An 18085-nucleotide genomic window follows, 5' to 3' on the forward strand; every position below is an offset into this window, starting at 1 on the left:
TGGGGCGCCGGTCCGTGGGCCGGCGCTCGGGGCTTCAGGGGAAGGGGTGCGGCGCGGGGTTGAGGTCGGCGGGTTCCAGGTCGCGGTCGGCGAGGCCGGCCCGGCGCAGCCCGGTGCGCATCCGGGGCAGGTGCGGGGCCCGCTGCCGGTCCCAGCCGAAGTCGATGGGCAGCAGGCCGGGCACGATCACGCTGACCGTGTGGAGGCCGATGGCCCGCTGCTCCGGCAGCGTCTGGTCGACGGCGATGGTGTCGAACCCCTCGGCGGCCAGCGCGGCGACGCAGCCGCGCACGTCCTGGCTCAGGTCGTCGGAGGGGCGCAGGGCGCGGTCCGGGTCGCGGTACGCCTCGTCGAGCGGGCGGAGCGGTGCGCGGTCCGCGCCCGCCTCGCCCAGCAGGAACGCGGCGTGCCGGGCCATCTCCGGGAGCCCGTACACCAGCGGGTGGTCGTGCAGGGCGCGTACCTTGCCGAAGTCGGCTGCCATGGCCTTGAGTTCGGCGCGGTTCCACTCCGTGCGGCGGCGCAGGTGCAGCGAGTCGGTGGCGATCTCCGCCAGTCCGGCCCGCAGCGCCGCTTCGGGGTCGAGGCTCGCGCCCGCGCCGAAGCACAGGGCGCCCTCGCCGCCGTCCACGCGCGTGGCGGTCGCGATGACGACGGGGACGGGCAGGGTCATCCGGGCGTCGAAGAACCGTGCTTCGTAGCCGTACATCGCGAGCCGGTCGACCATCTCGCGGGTGGCGGCGTCCCGGCTGCTGTGCGGGTCGAGTTCGGGCAGCGCGGGCCGCCCGTACCAGGTCAGCAGGAACGCGTCGCGCTCCACCAGCTCCATCAGCCCGTAGTAGAGGGCCTCGGACAGCGAGCCGCCGGAGGCGCAGCCGTTGGAGCACTCCTGGACGAACCGCTGTTCCAGCGGGGCCGAGTGGTAGTACGTCAGGATCTCCGGTACGAGCACGGGCCGTTCGTCGCGGAGCGAGTGGCCCCACACCCAGGGGATGCGAGCGTCCTCGCTGAACGGCCGTACGCGCGACTGCGCGGCGTAGAACGCGTCCGGGTAGACCCCGCACTCGCGCGGGTCCAGGACCCGGTCGGGCCCCTCGCGCAGCTCGGCGAGGGAGGCGACGACGCTGGTGGCCTTGGCGCGGGAGCGCATGCCCGCGTACCGCTCCAGCCCCTCCAGCACGCCGATGCGGACGCTGTCGCCGTAGCGGTAGGAGTGCCCGCCCCAGAACGTCTCGTGCAGGTAATGGCCGGTCCGCAGCCCGAAGTTGCCGACCGTGGAGGCCGTGGTCGGGGCGTCGAGTTCCCGCGCGACGCCTGCGCCGAGCATGCCGCAGACGGGGTTGGCGAACGCCGTCAGCGGGATGTCGAGGTCGTCGAGGTTCCGTACCCGGAACGAGCCGGGGGCGGTCTTCGGCGACGGGTCGAGGGCGACCGGCGCGGGCGCGTCGGCCGGCCGCCGGTCGCAGGCCGGGCACTGCGGGTCGGGCACCAGCGGGAAGGAGCGGACGCGCAGGTTCTCCAGGTTCAGCCGGTGGACCAGCGGATAGCCGCCCTCGCCGGGGGTGGACCCGGCGGCCTGGGAGGCGATGAGCGCGGCCAGCGCGTCGAGCGCGAACGGCGTCAGGTGCGGCGGCTCCCCGGCGGCGCGGGTCGGGCCGCCGAGTTCGAGCGCGTCGCGCAGCGGCTTGTGGCGCACGGCCTGCCAGCGCCGGGCGAGGCAGTGGCCGCACGGCCGGCTCTGAGCGCCGGGGGGCGGTACGGGGCCGAGGACGGCGGTGTGCCCGTACACGTAGACGGGGACGACGGGCCGGTCCCCCGCCCCCAGGGCGGCGGGCGGCGCGGCGGACAGCTCGTCCCGGACGCCGAGCGGCAGCACGGCGATCGTCAGCTCGCGGTCCGTACGGCCCGCGAGCCGTGCGCGCAGGGCCTGTTCGGCGGCCGCGGCCCAGGGCTCGGCCGTCTTCAATAGCTCCGGGGACTCCGCGACAGCCGTGGTGCGGGAGCCTTCCATGAGGCCGGTCATGCGGTCTTCCGGCCGGTCAGCAGGGCGCGTACGGCGTGCATGCCGCCGAGCAGCAGGTCGTCGGAGGCGGTCGGCACGACGAGCACGTCGCGGCCGGCGGCACGCAGCCGGTCGAGCACCGCCTCGGGCGTGGTGGCGGCGGTCAGGTCCGGCGCGGCCGTGCCGGAGACGGCCACGGCGGCCGGTTCGAACGCGGCGAGCAGCGCGTCCCCGGTGTCCGGCGCCGCGCCCTCGGGGTCCTCCCGCGTCAGCTGGACGCGGCCCGCGAGGTCGCGCAGCGCGGTCATCGCCGCGCCCTGCCAGGTGATGTCCGCGCCGATCGCCCAGCGGCCCCCGGCGGCCCGCGCGAGGAGCACGTACGCGCCGGACTCGGCGGACTCTCCGAGGTCGAGCAGCTCGATCCCGGTCTCCAGGTTGGCGGCGGACCGCACGAGGAAGCGGAGTTCGGCGTCGTCCTCCAGCGCGGTCAGCGGGATTTCGGTGACGTTCCGCGCGCCCCGCGCGGTCGCTTCGAGCGCGTCGTAGGCGAGCGCGGACATCAGCGCGTGGTGCAGCGCCTCGGGCAGCGAGCCGCCCGCCCCGGCGCCCGCGCTGGTCGGCACGTACGCGCGGGCGGCGTTGTGCGCCCCGAACGTACGGACCGCCGCCGCCGGCACGAGGGCCCGCTCGCCGCAGGAGAGCGACGTGGCCGTCACCCACTCCTCGACGGAGTCGGCCGCGACGGGCAGGCCGCTCGCGGTGGAGAGGGAGGCGGGGGCGACGGTGGGCAGCACGGCGCGGGCGTCGGCGAGCGCCGTGCCGCGCAGCACGCCGGGCAGCGGCACCGCGTGGTCCACGTAGACGGTGACGGCGGTGCGCAGGGCCCGCAGCCGGGCCCCGGCGGCGTGGTGCACGTCGAAGGCCGCGACGGTGCGCCGCCGCCCGCCGCCGGTGCCGAGCACGAGCCGCCCGGCCTTCAGCGGCGTCTGTGTCAGGTCGTCGTCGGCGAACCGGGTGAAGACCCCGGCGGCGGCGCCGACCAGCTCGCTCTCGGCGTTCAGCTGCTCCAGCACGGCCTCGGCGTCGTCGGCGGTCGGGGCGGTGGCGACGTGCGGGGCTTCGGGCAGCGTCCCGGCGACGGCGGGCGCGGCGGGGCGGCCGTCGGCTTCGCGGCAGAACGAGCAGTCGGGGTGCGGGAGTACGCGCTCGGTGAGGGTGTCCATGGAGTCGAGCTCCTGGACGATGATCCGGCCCTCGGTCTCGGCGGGCGGGGCCTGGGCGGTCATCCGGAACACCTCGTAGCCGAGGAGGTTGCCGAGCTGGGCCGCCGGGTTCTGGCCGAGGGCGGCGTCGGACGCGCGGGCGCCGGGGAGGCTCACCCGGCTCCAGACGTCGGCGGCGGCGGTCGTGCCCTCCTCGTTGGCGGCGAGCCGGAGCATGGCACAGGCCCAGCAGCCGGGCCGGCCGGCGGACATCGAGGGGCCGGCGACGGCGCGGTCGCCGAGGACCGTCAGCGGGAGCACGCTGCGGCCGGCCGGGATGCCCTCCGTGAGGAGCCGGTGGATCTGGCGGGGGGCGTCGGGGCCGGTGCAGACGACGACGTCGTACGCGCCGAGGTCGGCCCAGCCCAGCGGCTCGCCGCCGCCCTCGGGCAGCCGGCCCAGCTCGACGGGCGCGCCGCGCCCGGTGAGCCGCTCGGCCTCGGCCCGTACGGCGCCGAGGCCGCCCGGCGCCGCGTCGTCGTCGGCCCCGTCGGGTCCGGGCGCCACATCGACGCGGGCGCCGCCGTTGCGCACGATGGACAGGGCGCACCAGCGGGCTACGGGGCCGTCGCCGAGGACCGCGACGCGGCCGGCGCGGAACCGGGCGAAGCGCTCGGCCGCGCCGTCCTCGAAGTGGTCGATGTAGTTGATCTGCGGAGCGAACTCCTCGGTCACCTCGGCCGGGAGCGCGGGCCCGGCCGCCTCGTCCTCGGGCACGGGGCGGGCGAAGCCGCGGTCGTACAGCGTCCCGACGAGGTCGGTCACCATGGTGCGGCGGTCCTCGGGGAGCCCGGCGCACAGGTCGCCGACCCGGTGCCGGCCGTTGAGGTGGGGGACGATCAGCGAGGCGAACCGGTAGGCGGACTTCGCGGCGAGGTGGAAGCCGCCGTGGGCGTTGTGGAAGAGCACGCCCTCGCTCGTCTCGGTGAAGAGGACGTCCCGGCCGATGCGGGGGCGGGTGCCGGCGAGCTTCTCGTACGCGGCATTCGCTGTGTTTGCCGTGGTCGCTGTGGTCTCGGTGATCTCAGTGGTCATTCTCGGAACCCTTGTCAGGTGGGGGCGCCCGGCCGCAGACGGACCGCGCGTGGTCGGACGGCCGCGGGTGAGCGGGCAGCCGTGTGCTCGGCGTCGGTCCGGCGGGGCCGGTCCGGCGGCGTCGAGGAGGTTGAGTTGTGGAAGGTCCGGGAAGCCCGGCGAGCGCGGGGGCGCTTCCCGGAGTTCTGTCGGTCGGAGTTCTGTCGGTCGGAGCTCTGTCGGTCGCGGTTCGATCGGTCGCGGTTCGGCCGGCCCGGCGCGGCCCGGGGGGACGGACCGGGCGCGGCCGGCCGGCTCAGTTGGAGAGCGCCACGCCCGCGTCACGCCGTACGAAGGCCCGTAGCAGCGCGGGCATCCGGTACTGGCCCGGCGCGTCGCCCTCCAGCAGGCTCGCGTCGATCAGCTGGTCCAGCACCGCCGAGGCGTCGACCAGCGAGAGCCGCAGCGCGGCGGCGCACTCGTCCAGGGACAGGAGCTGCTGCGGGCTGTTGCCGAGGGTCTGGCAGGCCCGGATCGCCGGGAGGCTGAGCCGGCCGAGGAAGGTGCCGAAGGTCTGGGCCAGCGACATGTCGGGGGTGCCGACGACGGAGAGCCGCCCCACCGGGTCGTCGCGCAGCCACGCCACGTCGTCGGCGATCTGGTGGCGCGGGCGGAGCAGCAGCCGGGTGGCGGCGATGCGCAGGGAGAGGGGGAAGTGGCCGCACAGCTCGGCCAGCTCGTCCGTCGGGCCCTGTTCGGCGGCGACCCGGCGGTGGCCGAGGACCGAGGAGAGCAGGGCGCGCGATTCGCCGGGGGCCAGCGCGCCGAGCCGGTAGACGCCGGCGCCGCGGCTCGCGGCGAGGCCGGCCAGGCTCATCCGGCTGGTGATGACGGCCGCGCTGCCCTTGGCGGTGGGCAGGGCCGCCTGGATCTGTTCCATGCTGGAGACGTCGTCGAGGACGACGAGGGTGCGCCGCTCGCCGTCGCCGCCGTTCGCGGCGGACGCGGGCAGCGGGCGCGGCGCGCCCGCCGCGTCCCCGCCGTCGGGGTCCTCGGGGCCGACGCGCACGAAGTACTGGCCGTCGGGGAAGGCGTCGCGCACCTGCTGGGCGATGTGCACCGCGAGGGCGGTCTTGCCGATGCCGGGCGGGCCGGAGATGACGGCGAGGGCCGGGCCGCCGCGGTCGGCGGTGAGCTGCTCGACCAGCTCGGCGCTCTCGCGCTCGCGGCCGGTGAAGTCGGGCAGGTCGGCGGGGAGCGCGAGGCCGGGGTCGTACGGGCCGGGGGCCGGGGCCGCGCCGCGCGCCGCCTCGGACGGGGCGGGGGCGTCGGGCGCGTCGGGGCCCATGGACTCGCCGCGCAGGATGGTCATCTCCAGCCTGCGGAGCGACGGTCCGGGGTCCACGCCGAGCTCCGTGCTCAGGTACTCCTTGACGGTGCGGTACTCGGCGAGGGCGTCGGACTGCCGTCCGGTGCGGTAGAGGGCCTCGATCAGCCGTTCCCAGAACCGCTCGTGACCGGGGTGGGCGCGGGCCACCGAACGGAGTTCGGGGAGCGCCTGGCGACACCTGCCCAGCGAGAGCTCGACGTCGAAGCGGCGTTCGGCCGCGCGCAGCCACTCCTCGCGGAGGGCGGGCACCTCGTCCCGGTGCAAGACCTCGGACTGCACGTTCGAGATCGGCGGGCCCTCCCAGAGGGCGAGGGCCTCGCCGAGCAGCCGGGACTCCTCCTCGGGCGCCTCGGCGCGCTCGGAGGCGCGCAGCAGCTCGCGGAAGCGCGCGAGGTCGAGGGTGGAGCCGTCGACCGGGAGCCGGTACCCGCCGGGCATGGTCTCGATGGCGTCGTTGGAGATGCCGAACTTCGCGAAGAGGCGGCGCAGCCGCATGACGTACGTGTGCAGGGTGGCCTTGGCGGTGGCGGGCGGCGTCTCGCCCCAGACGGCGCGCTGCAGGAACTCCGTGGAGACCACGGCTCCGGGCCTCAACAGCATTGCGGCGAGCAGCGTGGTCGGTTTAGAGGGTGGAAGGGCGACGGTGCTTTCCCCGTCGGAAATACTCATCAGGCCCAGCACAGAGAATCGAACCGCAGCGCACAAACCAGCCCCCATTACTTTACGCTTCAATCAATGGGGCGCCCACCACGGCAGCGCACGACAGGTCCAAACCATCCCTGCCCCGCGCGCCGACTGGACCGCTTAGGCCACGCCTAATCAGTCAGTACGACCAGATCGCCCCCGAATCGCCACTGCACCGTACATACACCCATGCCTGAGGTCAATCGTCGTTTCCACAGGTCAAGGCACCCAAGTCGATACATCCCAGGCGCACTCGCGCCACCGGGCAGAGGAACGGAAAAAGCAAAGAAAATGCAAAACCCCTCCCGGCGCGATGCACGCCGGGAGCATTAGCGAGCGATGCCGCCAAGTCGCTTTGGACCCACTACGTCCGATTCACCGGCAGAGCGACATCATTCACGAGAAAGCCCTATGCCGACGCTCTGACAAACCTCGGACACTTCGCTGACACTTCACTGACACGCACATCCGCGATGACGCGCCCCTTGACGTCCCGCAATGAATAGGCGGAGCCTTTGCCAGGGCATCGCCGCTAACGCGGTGCGGAGCCGAAATGACGGGGGAGAAAACAGAGATGGGATTTCAGCGCCCCGGCGGCGCGCGCCCGGACGGCCCGGAGCCCGGACCGCCGCGGACCCCGCGGACCGGCGCCCGCGCCCGGCGCGAAAAGGCGTGGAACCGTCCGCTCCCGCCCTGCTAACCTCCCCCGCCATGACGAGCCCCGAGTCCGACAGAGCCTGACCGCCGGTGTTCCGGCGGTCGCCGCCGCCCCGCTGAGCTGATCCTGAGCCCGCGCCCGTAACGGGCCGCCGGGCCGTTCAGCCCCTCGGCGCGCGGCACTTCCCGCCGGATCACCGCAGCGCGGGCCGCCGGCCCGGGCGGGACCGGACCGACGCCTTCCGCGTCGCGCTCCCCCGCCGCCGGCCCCCGCGTACGCATCTGCCCTGCGGTCGATCTCGCTTACGCACTCGGGAAGTTCCCTCATGCCATTCGTCGTCTACGTACTCGGGCTGGCCGTCTTCGCCCAGAGCACGTCGGAGTTCATGCTGTCCGGCCTCGTCCCGGACGTCGCCACCGACCTCCATGTGTCCATCTCCCAGGCCGGGTTGCTGACCTCGGCCTTCGCCATCGGAATGATCGTCGGTGCGCCGCTGCTGGCCGTGGCCGCCCAGCGCCGGCCCCGGCGGGGCGCGCTGATCGCGTGCCTCGTCGTGTTCGCCGCGGCGCATGTCGTCGGCGCGCTCACGCCGAGCTACGGCGTGCTCCTGCTGACGCGCGTCGTCAGCGCGTTCGCCAACGCGGGCTTCTGGGCGGTGGCCACCGGAGCCGCCGTCAGCCTGGCCGCCCCCGACGCCAAGGGGCGCGCGATGTCCGTCGTGCTCGGCGGCGTCACCCTCGCCTGCGTCGCGGGCGTGCCGGGCGGGGCGCTGCTCGGCCAGCAGTGGGGGTGGCGGTCGGCGTTCTGGGCGGTGGCCGCGGCGTCGGCGCTCGCCGTCGTCGCCGTCGCGCTGACGGTGCCGCCGGCCCCCGCCGAGCCGGTCCGTACGAGCCTCCGCACCGAGCTGCGGTCCCTGCTCGGGGGCGAGTTGCTCGTCGCGTACGGCATGAACGCCCTGGTCCAGGGGGCCACGTTCTGCACCTTCACCTACCTGGCGCCGCTGCTCACGGGCGTCACCGGGCTCGGCGCGGGCCGGGTGCCGATGATGCTGGTGCTGTTCGGGGCGGGCGCGGTGGCCGGGATCGCGGTCGGCGGCCGGATCGCGGACGCGCGGCCGTACACGGTCCTGGCCTGCGGCATGACGGCGCTGGCCGGCGGCTGGGCGGTGCTCGCCCTGACGGCCGAGAGCCCGGCGGCGGCGGTCGCGCTGGTCTTCCTCCAGGGTCTCCTCGCCTTCGGCATCGCGCCCGTACTGACCTCCCGCGCCTTCTATCTGGCCGACCACGCGCCCACCCTCGCGGGCGGCTTCACGACCGCGGCCTTCAACATCGGCAACACGGCCGGCCCGTGGTTCGGCGGCCTCGCCATCGACGCGGGCCTCGGCTACCGGTCCCCGGTCTGGGTCAGCGCCATGATGATGGCCGCCGCGCTGGGGACGCTCGGGGCGGCGGTCGCGCTGCGGCGGAAGCGGCGGGTCCGCGCACCCGCCCCCACGTACCTCACATAAGACGATAATTCTCGTGACACCCTGACCCCGTGACTACTTCAACGGACAAGGCGGCGGCCGTCGGCGACGGCGCCCTCCGGCTGAGGGCGCCGGAGCACCGGCTGGAACGCAGGGTCGTCTGGTACTGGACGGTCCACTCCCTGCTCGGCTGGCTGGCGTTCGCGGCGGCCCAGACGGTGTGGATGCTGCTGCGGGACGACGGACCGGTGGAGTGGCACCAGTGGGGGCTGATCCTCACCGCCGCGCTCGGGGCGGTGCACGTCGCGGTGATGCCGCCCTGGCGCTACCGCGTGCACCGCTGGGAGACGACGCCCGAGGCGATCTACACCCAGACCGGCTGGTTCGTGGAGGAGCGCCGGATCGCGCCCATGTCGCGAGTGCAGACCGTCGACAGCGAACGCGGGCCGCTGGAGCGGCTGTTCAACCTGACCAACGTCACCGCCACCACGGCGTCGGCCGCCGGCCCGATCAAGATCCACGGTCTCGACCACGCCACCGGGCAGCGGCTCGTCGCCGACATCACGGCCGCGGCGCAGGCTTCTCGCGGGGACGCGACGTGAGTGATGTGAGCGACGTGAGTGATGTGAGTGACGTGAGTGATGTGAGTGACGTGAGCGACATGCACGAGGCGGGCGGCGGGCACGAGGCGGGCGGCGGGCACGAGGCGGGCGACACGGACGGTACGGGCGGTACGGGCGGTACGGGCGGTACGGGCGGCCCCGCCGGGCGGTCCGCCGACGCCCCCTGGAAGCGGCTGAGCCCGCGCATGCTGTTCGTCCACCCGGTCCAGGAACTGGGCAAGACCGCCCCGGCGCTGATCGTCGCCCTCGTCGCCGGGTCGGGCTCCGGCCACCGCCACGTCTACGCCCTCGGCGCCGGCGTGCTGACCGTCATCCTCGCGCTGCTCCGCTGGTACACCACCACCTACCGCATATCCCCCGAACTCGTCGAGCTGCGCAAGGGATTGCTGCGCCGCCAGGTCAGCTCCGTCCCCATGGACCGGGTGCGAGCGGTCGATCTCACCGCGCACGTGGCGCACCGCGTCCTCGGCCTCACCCGCGTCACCGTGGGCACCGGGCACACCGCCGAGTCGGACGAGGACGAGCTGAAGCTCGACGCGCTGACGCGGGAGGAGGCGACGCTGCTGCGGGAGCAGCTGCTGGGCGCGGCGCGGTCCGTCGACCGCCACGCGGAGCCGGTACGGACAGACGCCGACCGTCCCGCACCGGCTCCCGCCGAAATGGCCGGCCCGGCGGCACCGGCCGAACCGCCGCTGGCCCGGATGCGCCCCGGCTGGCTGCGCTTCAGCCCGTTCTCGTACTCGGGCTTCGTCGTCCTCGTCGTCCTCGTGTGCGTACTGATGGAAGCCGGCCTCGACGTACGCCACATGGGCCCCGTCGACAGCGTGGTCAGCGGAATCGGCGGCGGTCACGGCCCGGGTCCGGTCATCGAGGCGGTGCTGGCCGTGCTGGTCCTGGGGACGCTCCTCAACGTGTCCCAGTCCGTGATGAAGTACTGGAACTTCTCCCTCCACCGCCGTCGCGGCGGCAGCCTGGAGACCACGCACGGACTCCTCACCACCCGCGCCATCACCCTGGAGGAACGGCGGGTGCACGGCGTGGAGGTCGGCGCGTCCCTGCCGGTGCGGCTGCTCGGCGGGGCGCACTGCCTCGCGATAGCCACCGGGGTGCGCGGCCCGCAGCACAACGCGATGCTCGTGCCGCCGGGGCCGCGCGACGAGGTCGTACGGGCGGCCGGCGCCGTGCTCCGCGCCCCGGACGCGCTGACCGGCCCGCTGGTGCCGCACGGCGCGGCGGCGCTCCGCCGCCGGTACGTCCGGGCCCTCTGGCCGTGCGCCCTGGCCGTCCTGGTGCTCGGCGCGCTGTGGTGGGACGGCGACGTCCCGCTCCTGGCCTGGCTCGCCTCGGCGCTCCTGCTGCCGGCCGGCGCGCTGCTCGCCCGCGACCGCTACCGCTCCCTCGGCCACGCGCTGTCCGACGACTACCTGGTCATCGGGCACGGAGAGGGCGCCGGGGCCCGCCGGCGGGTGGCGCTCGCCCGCGAGGGCATCATCGGCTGGAACGTACGCCGGTCGCTGTTCCAGCGCCGGGCGGGCGTACTGACGCTGACCGCCACCACGGCCGCCGGGCGCAAGGGGTACGCGGTACAGGACATCGACGCCAAGGAGGCCGTACGGCTCGCCGAGGAGACCGTGGCGGGACTGCTGACACCGTTCCTCGTCGCGGAACCCGATCCGGCCAATCCGGCCGGGGCGGCCGGGGTGGCCGGGGTGGCCGGGGGAACCGGGCCAGCGGAGATGGTCGGGACAGCCGAGACGGCCGGAGGAACCGGGACGGCGGAGATGGCCGGGACCGCGGAGCTGGCTGGCGCGACCGGGACAGCCGGGGCAGTGGGGGCAGTCGGGGCAGCCGAGAAGGACGGCCCGAAAGCCGCGGGGGCCGTTTCGGAGCTCTGAGGCCGTGGCGCCGGGTGCTGGGCCGCAGCGGGTGTTGGGGCGTTACGGGCGTAGCGGGCGTCGGGGCCGGAGCGGAACCCTCCGGCCTTGGCCCAGCGCCGAGGCGACAGTCGCGCCCTGAGGCCGCATCAGCTGCCGGGGCTACAGCGAGCGCTGAGAGCCGCAGCAGAACCCTCCGCCCCTTGCCCAGCGCCGCAACCATAGCCGGGCGCCCAGCCCGCAGACCGGCCCTGCGGCCGCGGCCGAGCCCTGAACGTAGCCGGGCGCCGAGCCCGCAGCGCAGCCCAAGGCCGTAGCCGTACGCCCGCGGCAGCGGTTCCGTACCGTCGCCGCCGGGCGGCGACACCACCCGGCCCCCCACGCCGCCTCCGGCGGCCTCGGCGCTCCCTCCCGGCTCCGAGGCCCTCGACACCGCACGACCCGTACGGCGGCCCGCCCCCACGCGGCGCAGCCGCCCGTCAGCGCAGGTACACCGGCAGCGAGTCCATCCCGAAGACGGCCGAGTACTTGCGGAAGGAGAGTTCCTCCGCCGGTACGGCCAGCCGCAGGCCCGGGAACCGGCGCAGCAGCGCCGGATAGGCGGCGCGCAGCTCCATGCGGGCCAGCTCGGCGCCGATGCAGCGGTGGATGCCGTGGCCGAAGGCGAGGTGCGAGGAGGCGGCGGGGCGGGTGGGGTCGAAGGTGTCCATGTGGGAGCCGAGGGAGGAGTCCCGGTCGGCGCCGCTCAGGGAGCAGAGCACGACGTCCCCGGCGGATATCTGCTCGCCCGCGATCTCCATGTCCTCGCGGGCGAAGCGCGGGAAGGCCACCTGAACCACCGTCAGGTACCGCAGCAGCTCCTCCACGAAGGGGTCGACGGCCGCGTCCTCGTCGCGGAGGGCGACGAGGTGCTCCTCGTTCTGGAGGAAGACGAGGGTGCCGAGGGCGAGCATGCTGGCGGTGGTCTCCAGGCCGCCGGTCAGCACGCCGTCGGCGAGGCCCGCGAGCTCCTCGTCGTCGATGTCGTCGCCGTGCTCCTTGACCAGCATGCCGAGCAGGCCGTCGCCGGGGTTCTCGCGCTGCTTCTTGACGATGTCGCGCAGGTAGGAGAGCGACTCGGATATCGCGCCGAGCGAGGCGTCGGCCCCGGCGAAGAGGTCGAAGCGGGTGGTGCCGAGCCGCTGGAACTCCTCGCGGTCCTCGTACGGGACGCCGAGCAGTTCGCAGATGACCAGCGAGGGGATCGGCATGGCGAACGCCTGGACGAGGTCGACGGGGTCGCCGTCCTTCCCCAGCGCCTCCATCTCGTCGAGCCGCTCCTCGACGAGGTCGTGGATGCGCGGGGTGAGCCTGCTGAGCCGCCGCATGGTGAATTCGGGGGTCAGCAGGCGGCGCAGCCGGGAGTGGACGGGCGGGTCGCTGAAGCCGAGCCCGCCGGGGTTGTGGTTCTCGGTGACACCGGCGTTGCCGACGAGGTTGGAGAAGTCGTTGCTGAAGCCGTTGGTCCGGCCGAGCACCGTGCGCGCCTCGTCGTACCCCGTGACCAGCCACACATTCATGCTGAGCGGCACGGAGAGCTTCGCGATCGGGGACTTTTCCCGCATTGCGCCCAGCTCGGGCACCGGGTCCATGCCGGTACGGCGCAGCGGCATCAACGTGGACTCGGGGAGGAGCCCCGCCTTGGACAGATCAAAACCACCCTTGCGGACATTTGCCAGAAAGCGACGGGTCAGCCAGGCGCTGACACGCGTACGAATGTTCATCATGCGCGCAATACTGCCCGGTCCCGCCCCCTTCGCGCCCCGGCGGACAGGCTCATCGCCAGGAGGGCGAGGGCCGCGAGTGCGCCGCCGCACCACAGCACGGCGGTGAGCGAGAAGGCGTCGAGCACCCGGCCGCCGACGAGCGCGCCCAGCGCGATGGCCGCGTTGAAGGCGGCGACGAAGAGGGACGACGCCGATTCGCGGGCGTGCGGGGCGAGGGCCAGCAGCCAGGTCTGGACGGTGACGGAGACCCCGCCGTAGCCGAGGCCCCACGCCACGACGAGGACGATCGCCCCCGGCACCGTACGGCCGAGCACGGGCGCGAGCAGGATCGACGCGGCCAGCAGCCCGGTGAGGGCCAGCAGCGTCCGGCGCGGGGCGCGGATCGCCCTGGCGCCGGCCAGGAAGTTACTGGCGACCCCGGCCAGCCCGTACCCGAGGAGGAGCCCGCTGATGAGGGTCGGAGTGATGCCGGCGACGTCTTCGAGCACCGGCCGGATATAGGTGTAGGCCGCGAAGTGGCCGGTCACGAGCAGGAGCGTGACGACGATGGCGCCGCGCACCCGGGTGTCGCGCAGCAGCGCGGGCACGTCGTCCAGGCGGGCGGGCCGGGTCACCGGGAGCGGGGTCATGGTCAGCCAGAGCGCTGCCAGCACCACCGCCGAGAGAGCGGCCATGGCGGTGAACCCGGCGCGCCAGTCGGCGATTTCGCCGAGCTGGGTGCCGGCCGGGACGCCGAGCACGGAGGCGACGGCGATGCCGCTGAACGCGAGCGAGGTGGCGGTGCCCGCGTTCCGCTCCGGCACCAGCCGTACGACGAGGCTCGCCACGATCGACCAGACGCCGCCGATGCTGACGCCGACCAGGACGCGGGCGGCGAGCAGTACGGCGAAGTTCGGGGCGAGGGCGGAGACCGCGTTGGCGGCGAGCAGCAGCGCGATGAGCGCGCACAGCAGCAGCCGCCGGTCGACGCGGGCGCAGCCGAGGGTGACGGCGGGGGCCGAGACGGCGGCCACGATGCCGGGCACGGTCACGACCAGGCCGGCCACTCCGTCCGTGACGTGCATCGACGCGCCGATGGGGGTGAGCAGGCCGATGGGCAGCATCTCGCTCGTGACGTCCGCGAAGGTGGCGACGGCGACGGCGAAGACCGCGAGCCAGCCGCGGCGGGTGGCCGTGGCCGGGGCGGCGGGGAGTTCTTCGGTGGTGCGTGACATGTCCCAAGCCTTTTCCCGTGCGGCGGCGGGAACAACAGTGAAGGTCTCATCCTTGGATGAGGCGGGCTAATCGATGCGACCGGCGGGACTGGCGGGACCGATGGGACCGACGGGACCGGCAGTACTGACGGGGCCGACGGGATCGGCAGGACCGACGGGGCCGATGCGACCGACAGGACCGACAGGACCGATGCGACGGACGGGGCGGCGGGGCGTGGGCGGACTGGAGATGCGGGAGCTGGAGTGTTTCCTCGCGCTGAGCGAGGAGCTGCACTTCGGGCGCGCGGCGGAGCGGCTGTACGTGTCCCAGGGCCGGGTCAGCCAGCTGCTGCGGTCGCTGGAGGCCCGGATCGGGGCGCGGCTGCTGGACCGCACCAGCCGCCGGGTGGCGCTGACCCCGCTCGGCGCCCGCTTCCTGGCGGAGCTGCGCCCGGCGTACGACACGCTGCACGGCGCCGTCGAGAGCGCCCGCGCCGCGGCGCGGGGCCTCGCGGGCGTCGTGCGCGTCGGCTTCCAGGGCAACGTGGACGAGCAGGTCACGGAGGCCGTACGGGCGTTCCGCGCGCTGCACCCCGACTGCGAGGTGGAGATCGTGGAGGTGGACCTGGGCGATCCGTTCGGGGCGGTGCGGCGGGGCGCGGTGGACGCGGCGATCGTGCTGATGCCGGTGGCGGAACCGGATCTGGTCGTCGGCGCGGTGTTCCCCTCGCAGCCGCAGACGCTGGCCGTGTCCGTGCGCCACCCGTTCGCGCGCCGGGCGTCCATCGGCGCGGAGGAGCTGGCGGGCGGCCCGCTGATAGGCGTGGCGGGGCCCGCGCCCGCGTACTGGCTGGAGTTCATGGCGCCCCCGGTCACCCCCGGCGGCCTCCCGATCCCGCGCGGCCCGCTGGTGCGGACGAACCAGGAGGCGCTGCTCGCGGTCGCGGCGGAGCGGGGCGCGATGGTCTTCTGCGCGCCGACGGCGGCGTACTACGGGCGGCGGGACATCGTCTTCGTGCCGGTCACGGGGCTGCCGCCGTCGACGCTGTGCGTGGTGTGGCCGCGCCACGCGGAGACGGAGCGGGTACGGGCGTTCAACCGGGCGGTGGCCACGGGGCTGGCGTCGCCGTCTCCTGCCGCCCCGGCGCCCACCCCTGTGCCCACGCCCGCCGCCGATCAGGGAACAAGGGAACATGCGGGCTGATTAACAACATCCATAAGGGACATAAGTCGCATAACTTGCTAGGTTGCAGCCCATGAGCGCAACGCCGGCAGACGCTCCCCCTCCCCTCCTCCGGCTCCCCAAACGGCGGGGCACGGAACTGTTCCTCCTCGTCGGGGCCGTGCTGGTCTCGGTCTACGGCTACGTCGCCACAGGGCTGGCCGCCGAGGACACGGTCCCCAAGGACGCCGTGAGCTACGGCGCGGGCCTCGGCGTCCTCGCCCTCCTCGCGCATCTCGTGGTCCGGCTGCGCACCCCGTACGCCGATCCGCTGCTGCTGCCCATCGCCGTCCTGCTCAACGGCATCGGCCTGGTCCTCATCTACCGGCTCGACCTGGAGACCCCGAAGAACCAGGCCGCGCCCACCCAGCTCATCTGGTCCACGCTGGGCGTCGCCCTGTTCATCGCGGTCGTCCTCTTCCTCCGCGACCACCGGCTGCTCCAGCGCTACGCCTATATCTTCGTCGTCGCCGCGCTCGTCCTGATGGTCGTGCCGATCGGCTTCCCGGCCATCAACGGCGCCAAGATCTGGATCCGGATAGGCGCGTTCTCCATCCAGCCCGGCGAGTTCGCCAAGATCCTGCTCGCGGTCTTCTTCGCCGCGTACCTCTCGGCCAACCGGCACGCCCTCGCCTACACCGGCCGCAAGATCCGCCGCCTCCAGCTGCCCACCGGCCGGGTGCTCGGCCCCGTCGTCGCGATCTGGCTGGTCAGCGTCGGCGTGCTGGTGCTGGAGCGGGACCTGGGCACCTCGCTGCTCTTCTTCGGCCTCTTCGTCGTGATGCTGTACGTGGCCACCGGCCGCACCGGCTGGATCGCGGTCGGCCTGCTGCTGTGCGCGGTCGGCGCGGTGGCCGTCGGCTCCCTGGAGCCGCATGTGCACAGCCGCGTGGAGGACTGGCTGCACCCCTTCGCCTCCATCGACGCGGGCAAGGGCGCCTCCCAGCTCGCCCAGTCGCTCTTCGCCTTCGGCGCGGGCGGCATCCTCGGTACGGGCCTGGGCCTGGGCCACTCGTATCTGATCGGCTTCGCGATGAAGTCGGACTTCATCCTGGCCACCGTCGGCGAGGAGTTGGGGCTCACGGGCCTGACCGTGGTGTTCCTGCTGTACGCGTTCCTGGTGGCCCGCGGCTACCGCGCCGGGCTGGCGCTGCGCGACCCCTTCGGCCGGCTGCTCGCCATCGGCCTGGCCTCCATCCTCGCGCTCCAGGTCTTCGTGATCGCGGGCGGCGTGATGGACCTGATCCCGCTGACCGGCATGGCGATGCCGTTCCTCGCGCAGGGCGGCTCGTCGGTCGTCACCAACTGGATCATCATCGCGCTGCTGATGAAGATCAGCGACAGCGCGCGCCGACCGCACCCGACGGCGGCGGCGACGGGCGTCGTCGCACCGTCCGCGCCGGGCGCGGGGCCGCGGGACGAATTCAACGGCCTGGACGATCCGTACGGCCCCGAGGAGGACGAACGGTGATCCGCTACATCCGGCGCGCCGCGGCCTTCTGCCTGCTCCTGCTGGTGGCGCTGCTCCTCAACGCCGGCCGCATCCAGGTCTTCAAGGCCGACGACTACGACAAGAACCAGGCCAACCGGCGCCAGACCATCGCCCGTTACAACCAGCCGCGCGGCGACATCCTCGTCGGCGGGAAGCCGGTGACCGGCTCCAAGGACAGCGGCCAGCAGCTGCGCTACGAACGCACGTACCGGCAGGGCCCGTTGTACGCGGCGGTGACCGGCTACGCCTCGCAGACGTACGGCACCTCGCTCCTGGAGAACGCCGAGGACGACGTGCTCTCCGGCGCCGACTCGCGCCTCGCGCCGCTCCCGTTCTGGAACGAGGTCACGCGCGGGCAGCAGCCCAGCGGCAGCGTGCACACCACGATCGACGCGGCCGCGCAGCAGGCCGCGTTCGACGGCCTCGGCGGCAAGCGGGGCGCGGTCGCGGCCATCGAACCGGGCACGGGCAAGGTGCTCGCGCTCGCCTCCACCCCCTCGTACGACCCGAACGTGATCTCCGGCACCGGCTCGGCGGTGACGCGCGACTGGTCGCTGCTCAACGGGGCCGACTCCCAGCCGATGCTGAACCGGGCGCTCAAGCAGGTCTATCCGCCCGGCTCCACCTTCAAGGTCGTCACCGCCGCCGCGGCCCTGGAGCACGGCGTGGTGAAGGACCCGGACGCGGCGACGGACACCCCGAGCCCGTACACCCTGCCCGGTACGACGACCCGGCTGACGAACGAGGCGGAAGGGTGCGAGAACGCGACGCTGACCCGCGCCTTCGAGGTCTCCTGCAACACCGTCTTCGCCCACCTCGGCGTGGACGTCGGGCTCGACGGGATGGCGGAGACGGCCCGGAACTTCGGCTTCAACGACGGCGGCCTGCGCATTCCGTCGGCCGTGGTGCGGAGCAATTTCGACAGCGAGATGAACGACTCGCAGGTCGCGCTCTCCGCCATCGGCCAGTACGACACCGCCGCGACCCCGCTCCAGATGGCGATGGTCTCGGCGGCGGTCGCCTCCGAGGGCGAGGTCAAGGAGCCGTACCTGGTGGACAAGATCACCGCGAAGGACGGCGACACGGTCGCCACCACCGGCCCGCAGACACTGCACCGGGCGATGAGCACCGGCACCGCCGACACCCTCCAGAAGCTCATGGTGAACGTCGTCACCAAGGGCACCGGCACCAACGCGGCGATCGACGGCGTCACCGTCGGCGGCAAGACGGGCACCGCGCAGCACGGCGTGGACAACAAAGGCACCCCCTACGCCTGGTTCATCTCCTGGGCGAAGGCCGAGGGGGACGAGCCGGCGGTGGCCGTGGCGGTCGTGGTCGAGGACGCGGCCGCGAACCGGGCCGACATCAGCGGGGGCGGCAGCGCGGCGCCGATCGCGAAGGCGGTGATGGAGGCGGTCCTGAAGCGGTGAGGCCCTCCGG

General features: G+C 73.9%; 11 protein-coding genes. 6 read left to right on the forward strand and 5 right to left on the reverse strand.

All coding sequences use genetic code 11. The features are described from left to right. Positions 1-34: 34 nt before the first annotated feature. The 3 genes from AB0I49_RS25265 to AB0I49_RS25275 form a co-directional block, all read right to left on the reverse strand. Positions 35-2023, reverse strand: a complete 1989-nt coding sequence (locus AB0I49_RS25265) for a TOMM precursor leader peptide-binding protein (protein WP_363229346.1) — start codon at positions 2021-2023, stop codon at positions 35-37. Next, positions 2020-4299, reverse strand: a complete 2280-nt coding sequence (locus tag AB0I49_RS25270) for a TOMM precursor leader peptide-binding protein (RefSeq protein ID WP_363229347.1) — start codon at positions 4297-4299, stop codon at positions 2020-2022. Before AB0I49_RS25270 ends, AB0I49_RS25265 begins: the two co-directional genes overlap by 4 nt. Before the next feature lie 295 nt (positions 4300-4594). Continuing rightward, positions 4595-6337, reverse strand: a complete 1743-nt coding sequence (locus AB0I49_RS25275; protein ID WP_363229348.1) for a BTAD domain-containing putative transcriptional regulator — start codon at positions 6335-6337, stop codon at positions 4595-4597. A gap of 998 nt (positions 6338-7335) precedes the next feature. On the opposite strand from AB0I49_RS25275, the gene AB0I49_RS25280 reads away from it, so the two are divergent. From AB0I49_RS25280 to AB0I49_RS25290, 3 genes are read left to right on the forward strand one after another with little or no spacing between them, the layout of a single operon-like run. Next, positions 7336-8517, forward strand: coding sequence for a Cmx/CmrA family chloramphenicol efflux MFS transporter (locus tag AB0I49_RS25280; RefSeq protein WP_363229349.1), 1182 nt, complete (start codon positions 7336-7338; stop codon positions 8515-8517). A gap of 29 nt (positions 8518-8546) precedes the next feature. Beyond that, positions 8547-9077: a PH domain-containing protein gene (locus AB0I49_RS25285; RefSeq protein ID WP_363229350.1), complete on the forward strand. Its 531-nt coding sequence runs from the start codon at positions 8547-8549 to the stop codon at positions 9075-9077. Between the two features lie 32 nt (positions 9078-9109). Next, entirely contained in the window at positions 9110-10993 is a 1884-nt protein-coding gene (locus AB0I49_RS25290; protein WP_363229351.1) for a PH domain-containing protein, read from the forward strand. 458 nt (positions 10994-11451) lie between these two features. Here AB0I49_RS25290 and AB0I49_RS25295 read toward each other — a convergent pair whose 3' ends face one another. Continuing rightward, a complete protein-coding gene (locus tag AB0I49_RS25295) occupies positions 11452-12738 on the reverse strand; it encodes a cytochrome P450 (protein WP_363229352.1) in 1287 nt (428 codons plus the stop codon). After that, complete coding sequence (locus AB0I49_RS25300; RefSeq protein WP_363229353.1) at positions 12735-13952, reverse strand: MFS transporter; 1218 nt, start codon at positions 13950-13952, stop codon at positions 12735-12737. Before AB0I49_RS25300 ends, AB0I49_RS25295 begins: the two co-directional genes overlap by 4 nt. A 190-nt stretch (positions 13953-14142) precedes the next feature. Here AB0I49_RS25300 and AB0I49_RS25305 point away from each other — a divergent pair, with 190 nt between their 5' ends. The 3 genes from AB0I49_RS25305 to AB0I49_RS25315 are packed head-to-tail and all read left to right on the forward strand — an operon-like array spanning position 14143 to position 18075. Next, complete coding sequence (locus tag AB0I49_RS25305) at positions 14143-15135, forward strand: LysR family transcriptional regulator (protein ID WP_363229354.1); 993 nt, start codon at positions 14143-14145, stop codon at positions 15133-15135. Positions 15136-15187: 52 nt separating this feature from the next. Further along, the gene (locus AB0I49_RS25310; RefSeq protein ID WP_363229355.1) at positions 15188-16624 is read left to right on the forward strand and encodes an FtsW/RodA/SpoVE family cell cycle protein; all 1437 of its coding nucleotides are present in this window, start codon (positions 15188-15190) and stop codon (positions 16622-16624) included. Beyond that, positions 16621-18075 carry a penicillin-binding transpeptidase domain-containing protein gene (locus tag AB0I49_RS25315; protein ID WP_363229356.1) on the forward strand — a complete coding sequence of 485 codons (1455 nt, stop codon included), beginning with the start codon at positions 16621-16623 and terminating at the stop codon, positions 18073-18075. Before AB0I49_RS25310 ends, AB0I49_RS25315 begins: the two co-directional genes overlap by 4 nt. Positions 18076-18085: the final 10 nt, after the last annotated feature.

The sequence above is a fragment of the Streptomyces sp. NPDC050617 genome (assembly GCF_040654795.1).
Lineage (GTDB): Bacteria > Actinomycetota > Actinomycetes > Streptomycetales > Streptomycetaceae > Streptomyces.

Coding starts and splice junctions, on each gene's coding strand:
- AB0I49_RS25305 (WP_363229354.1), top strand. CDS start 14,143: ATGCGACGGACGGGGCGGCGGGGCGTGGGCGGACTGGAGATGCGGGAG.
- AB0I49_RS25300 (WP_363229353.1), bottom strand. CDS start 13,952: ATGTCACGCACCACCGAAGAACTCCCCGCCGCCCCGGCCACGGCCACC.
- AB0I49_RS25270 (WP_363229347.1), bottom strand. CDS start 4,299: ATGACCACTGAGATCACCGAGACCACAGCGACCACGGCAAACACAGCG.
- AB0I49_RS25310 (WP_363229355.1), top strand. CDS start 15,188: ATGAGCGCAACGCCGGCAGACGCTCCCCCTCCCCTCCTCCGGCTCCCC.
- AB0I49_RS25275 (WP_363229348.1), bottom strand. CDS start 6,337: ATGAGTATTTCCGACGGGGAAAGCACCGTCGCCCTTCCACCCTCTAAA.
- AB0I49_RS25280 (WP_363229349.1), top strand. CDS start 7,336: ATGCCATTCGTCGTCTACGTACTCGGGCTGGCCGTCTTCGCCCAGAGC.
- AB0I49_RS25265 (WP_363229346.1), bottom strand. CDS start 2,023: ATGACCGGCCTCATGGAAGGCTCCCGCACCACGGCTGTCGCGGAGTCC.
- AB0I49_RS25295 (WP_363229352.1), bottom strand. CDS start 12,738: ATGATGAACATTCGTACGCGTGTCAGCGCCTGGCTGACCCGTCGCTTT.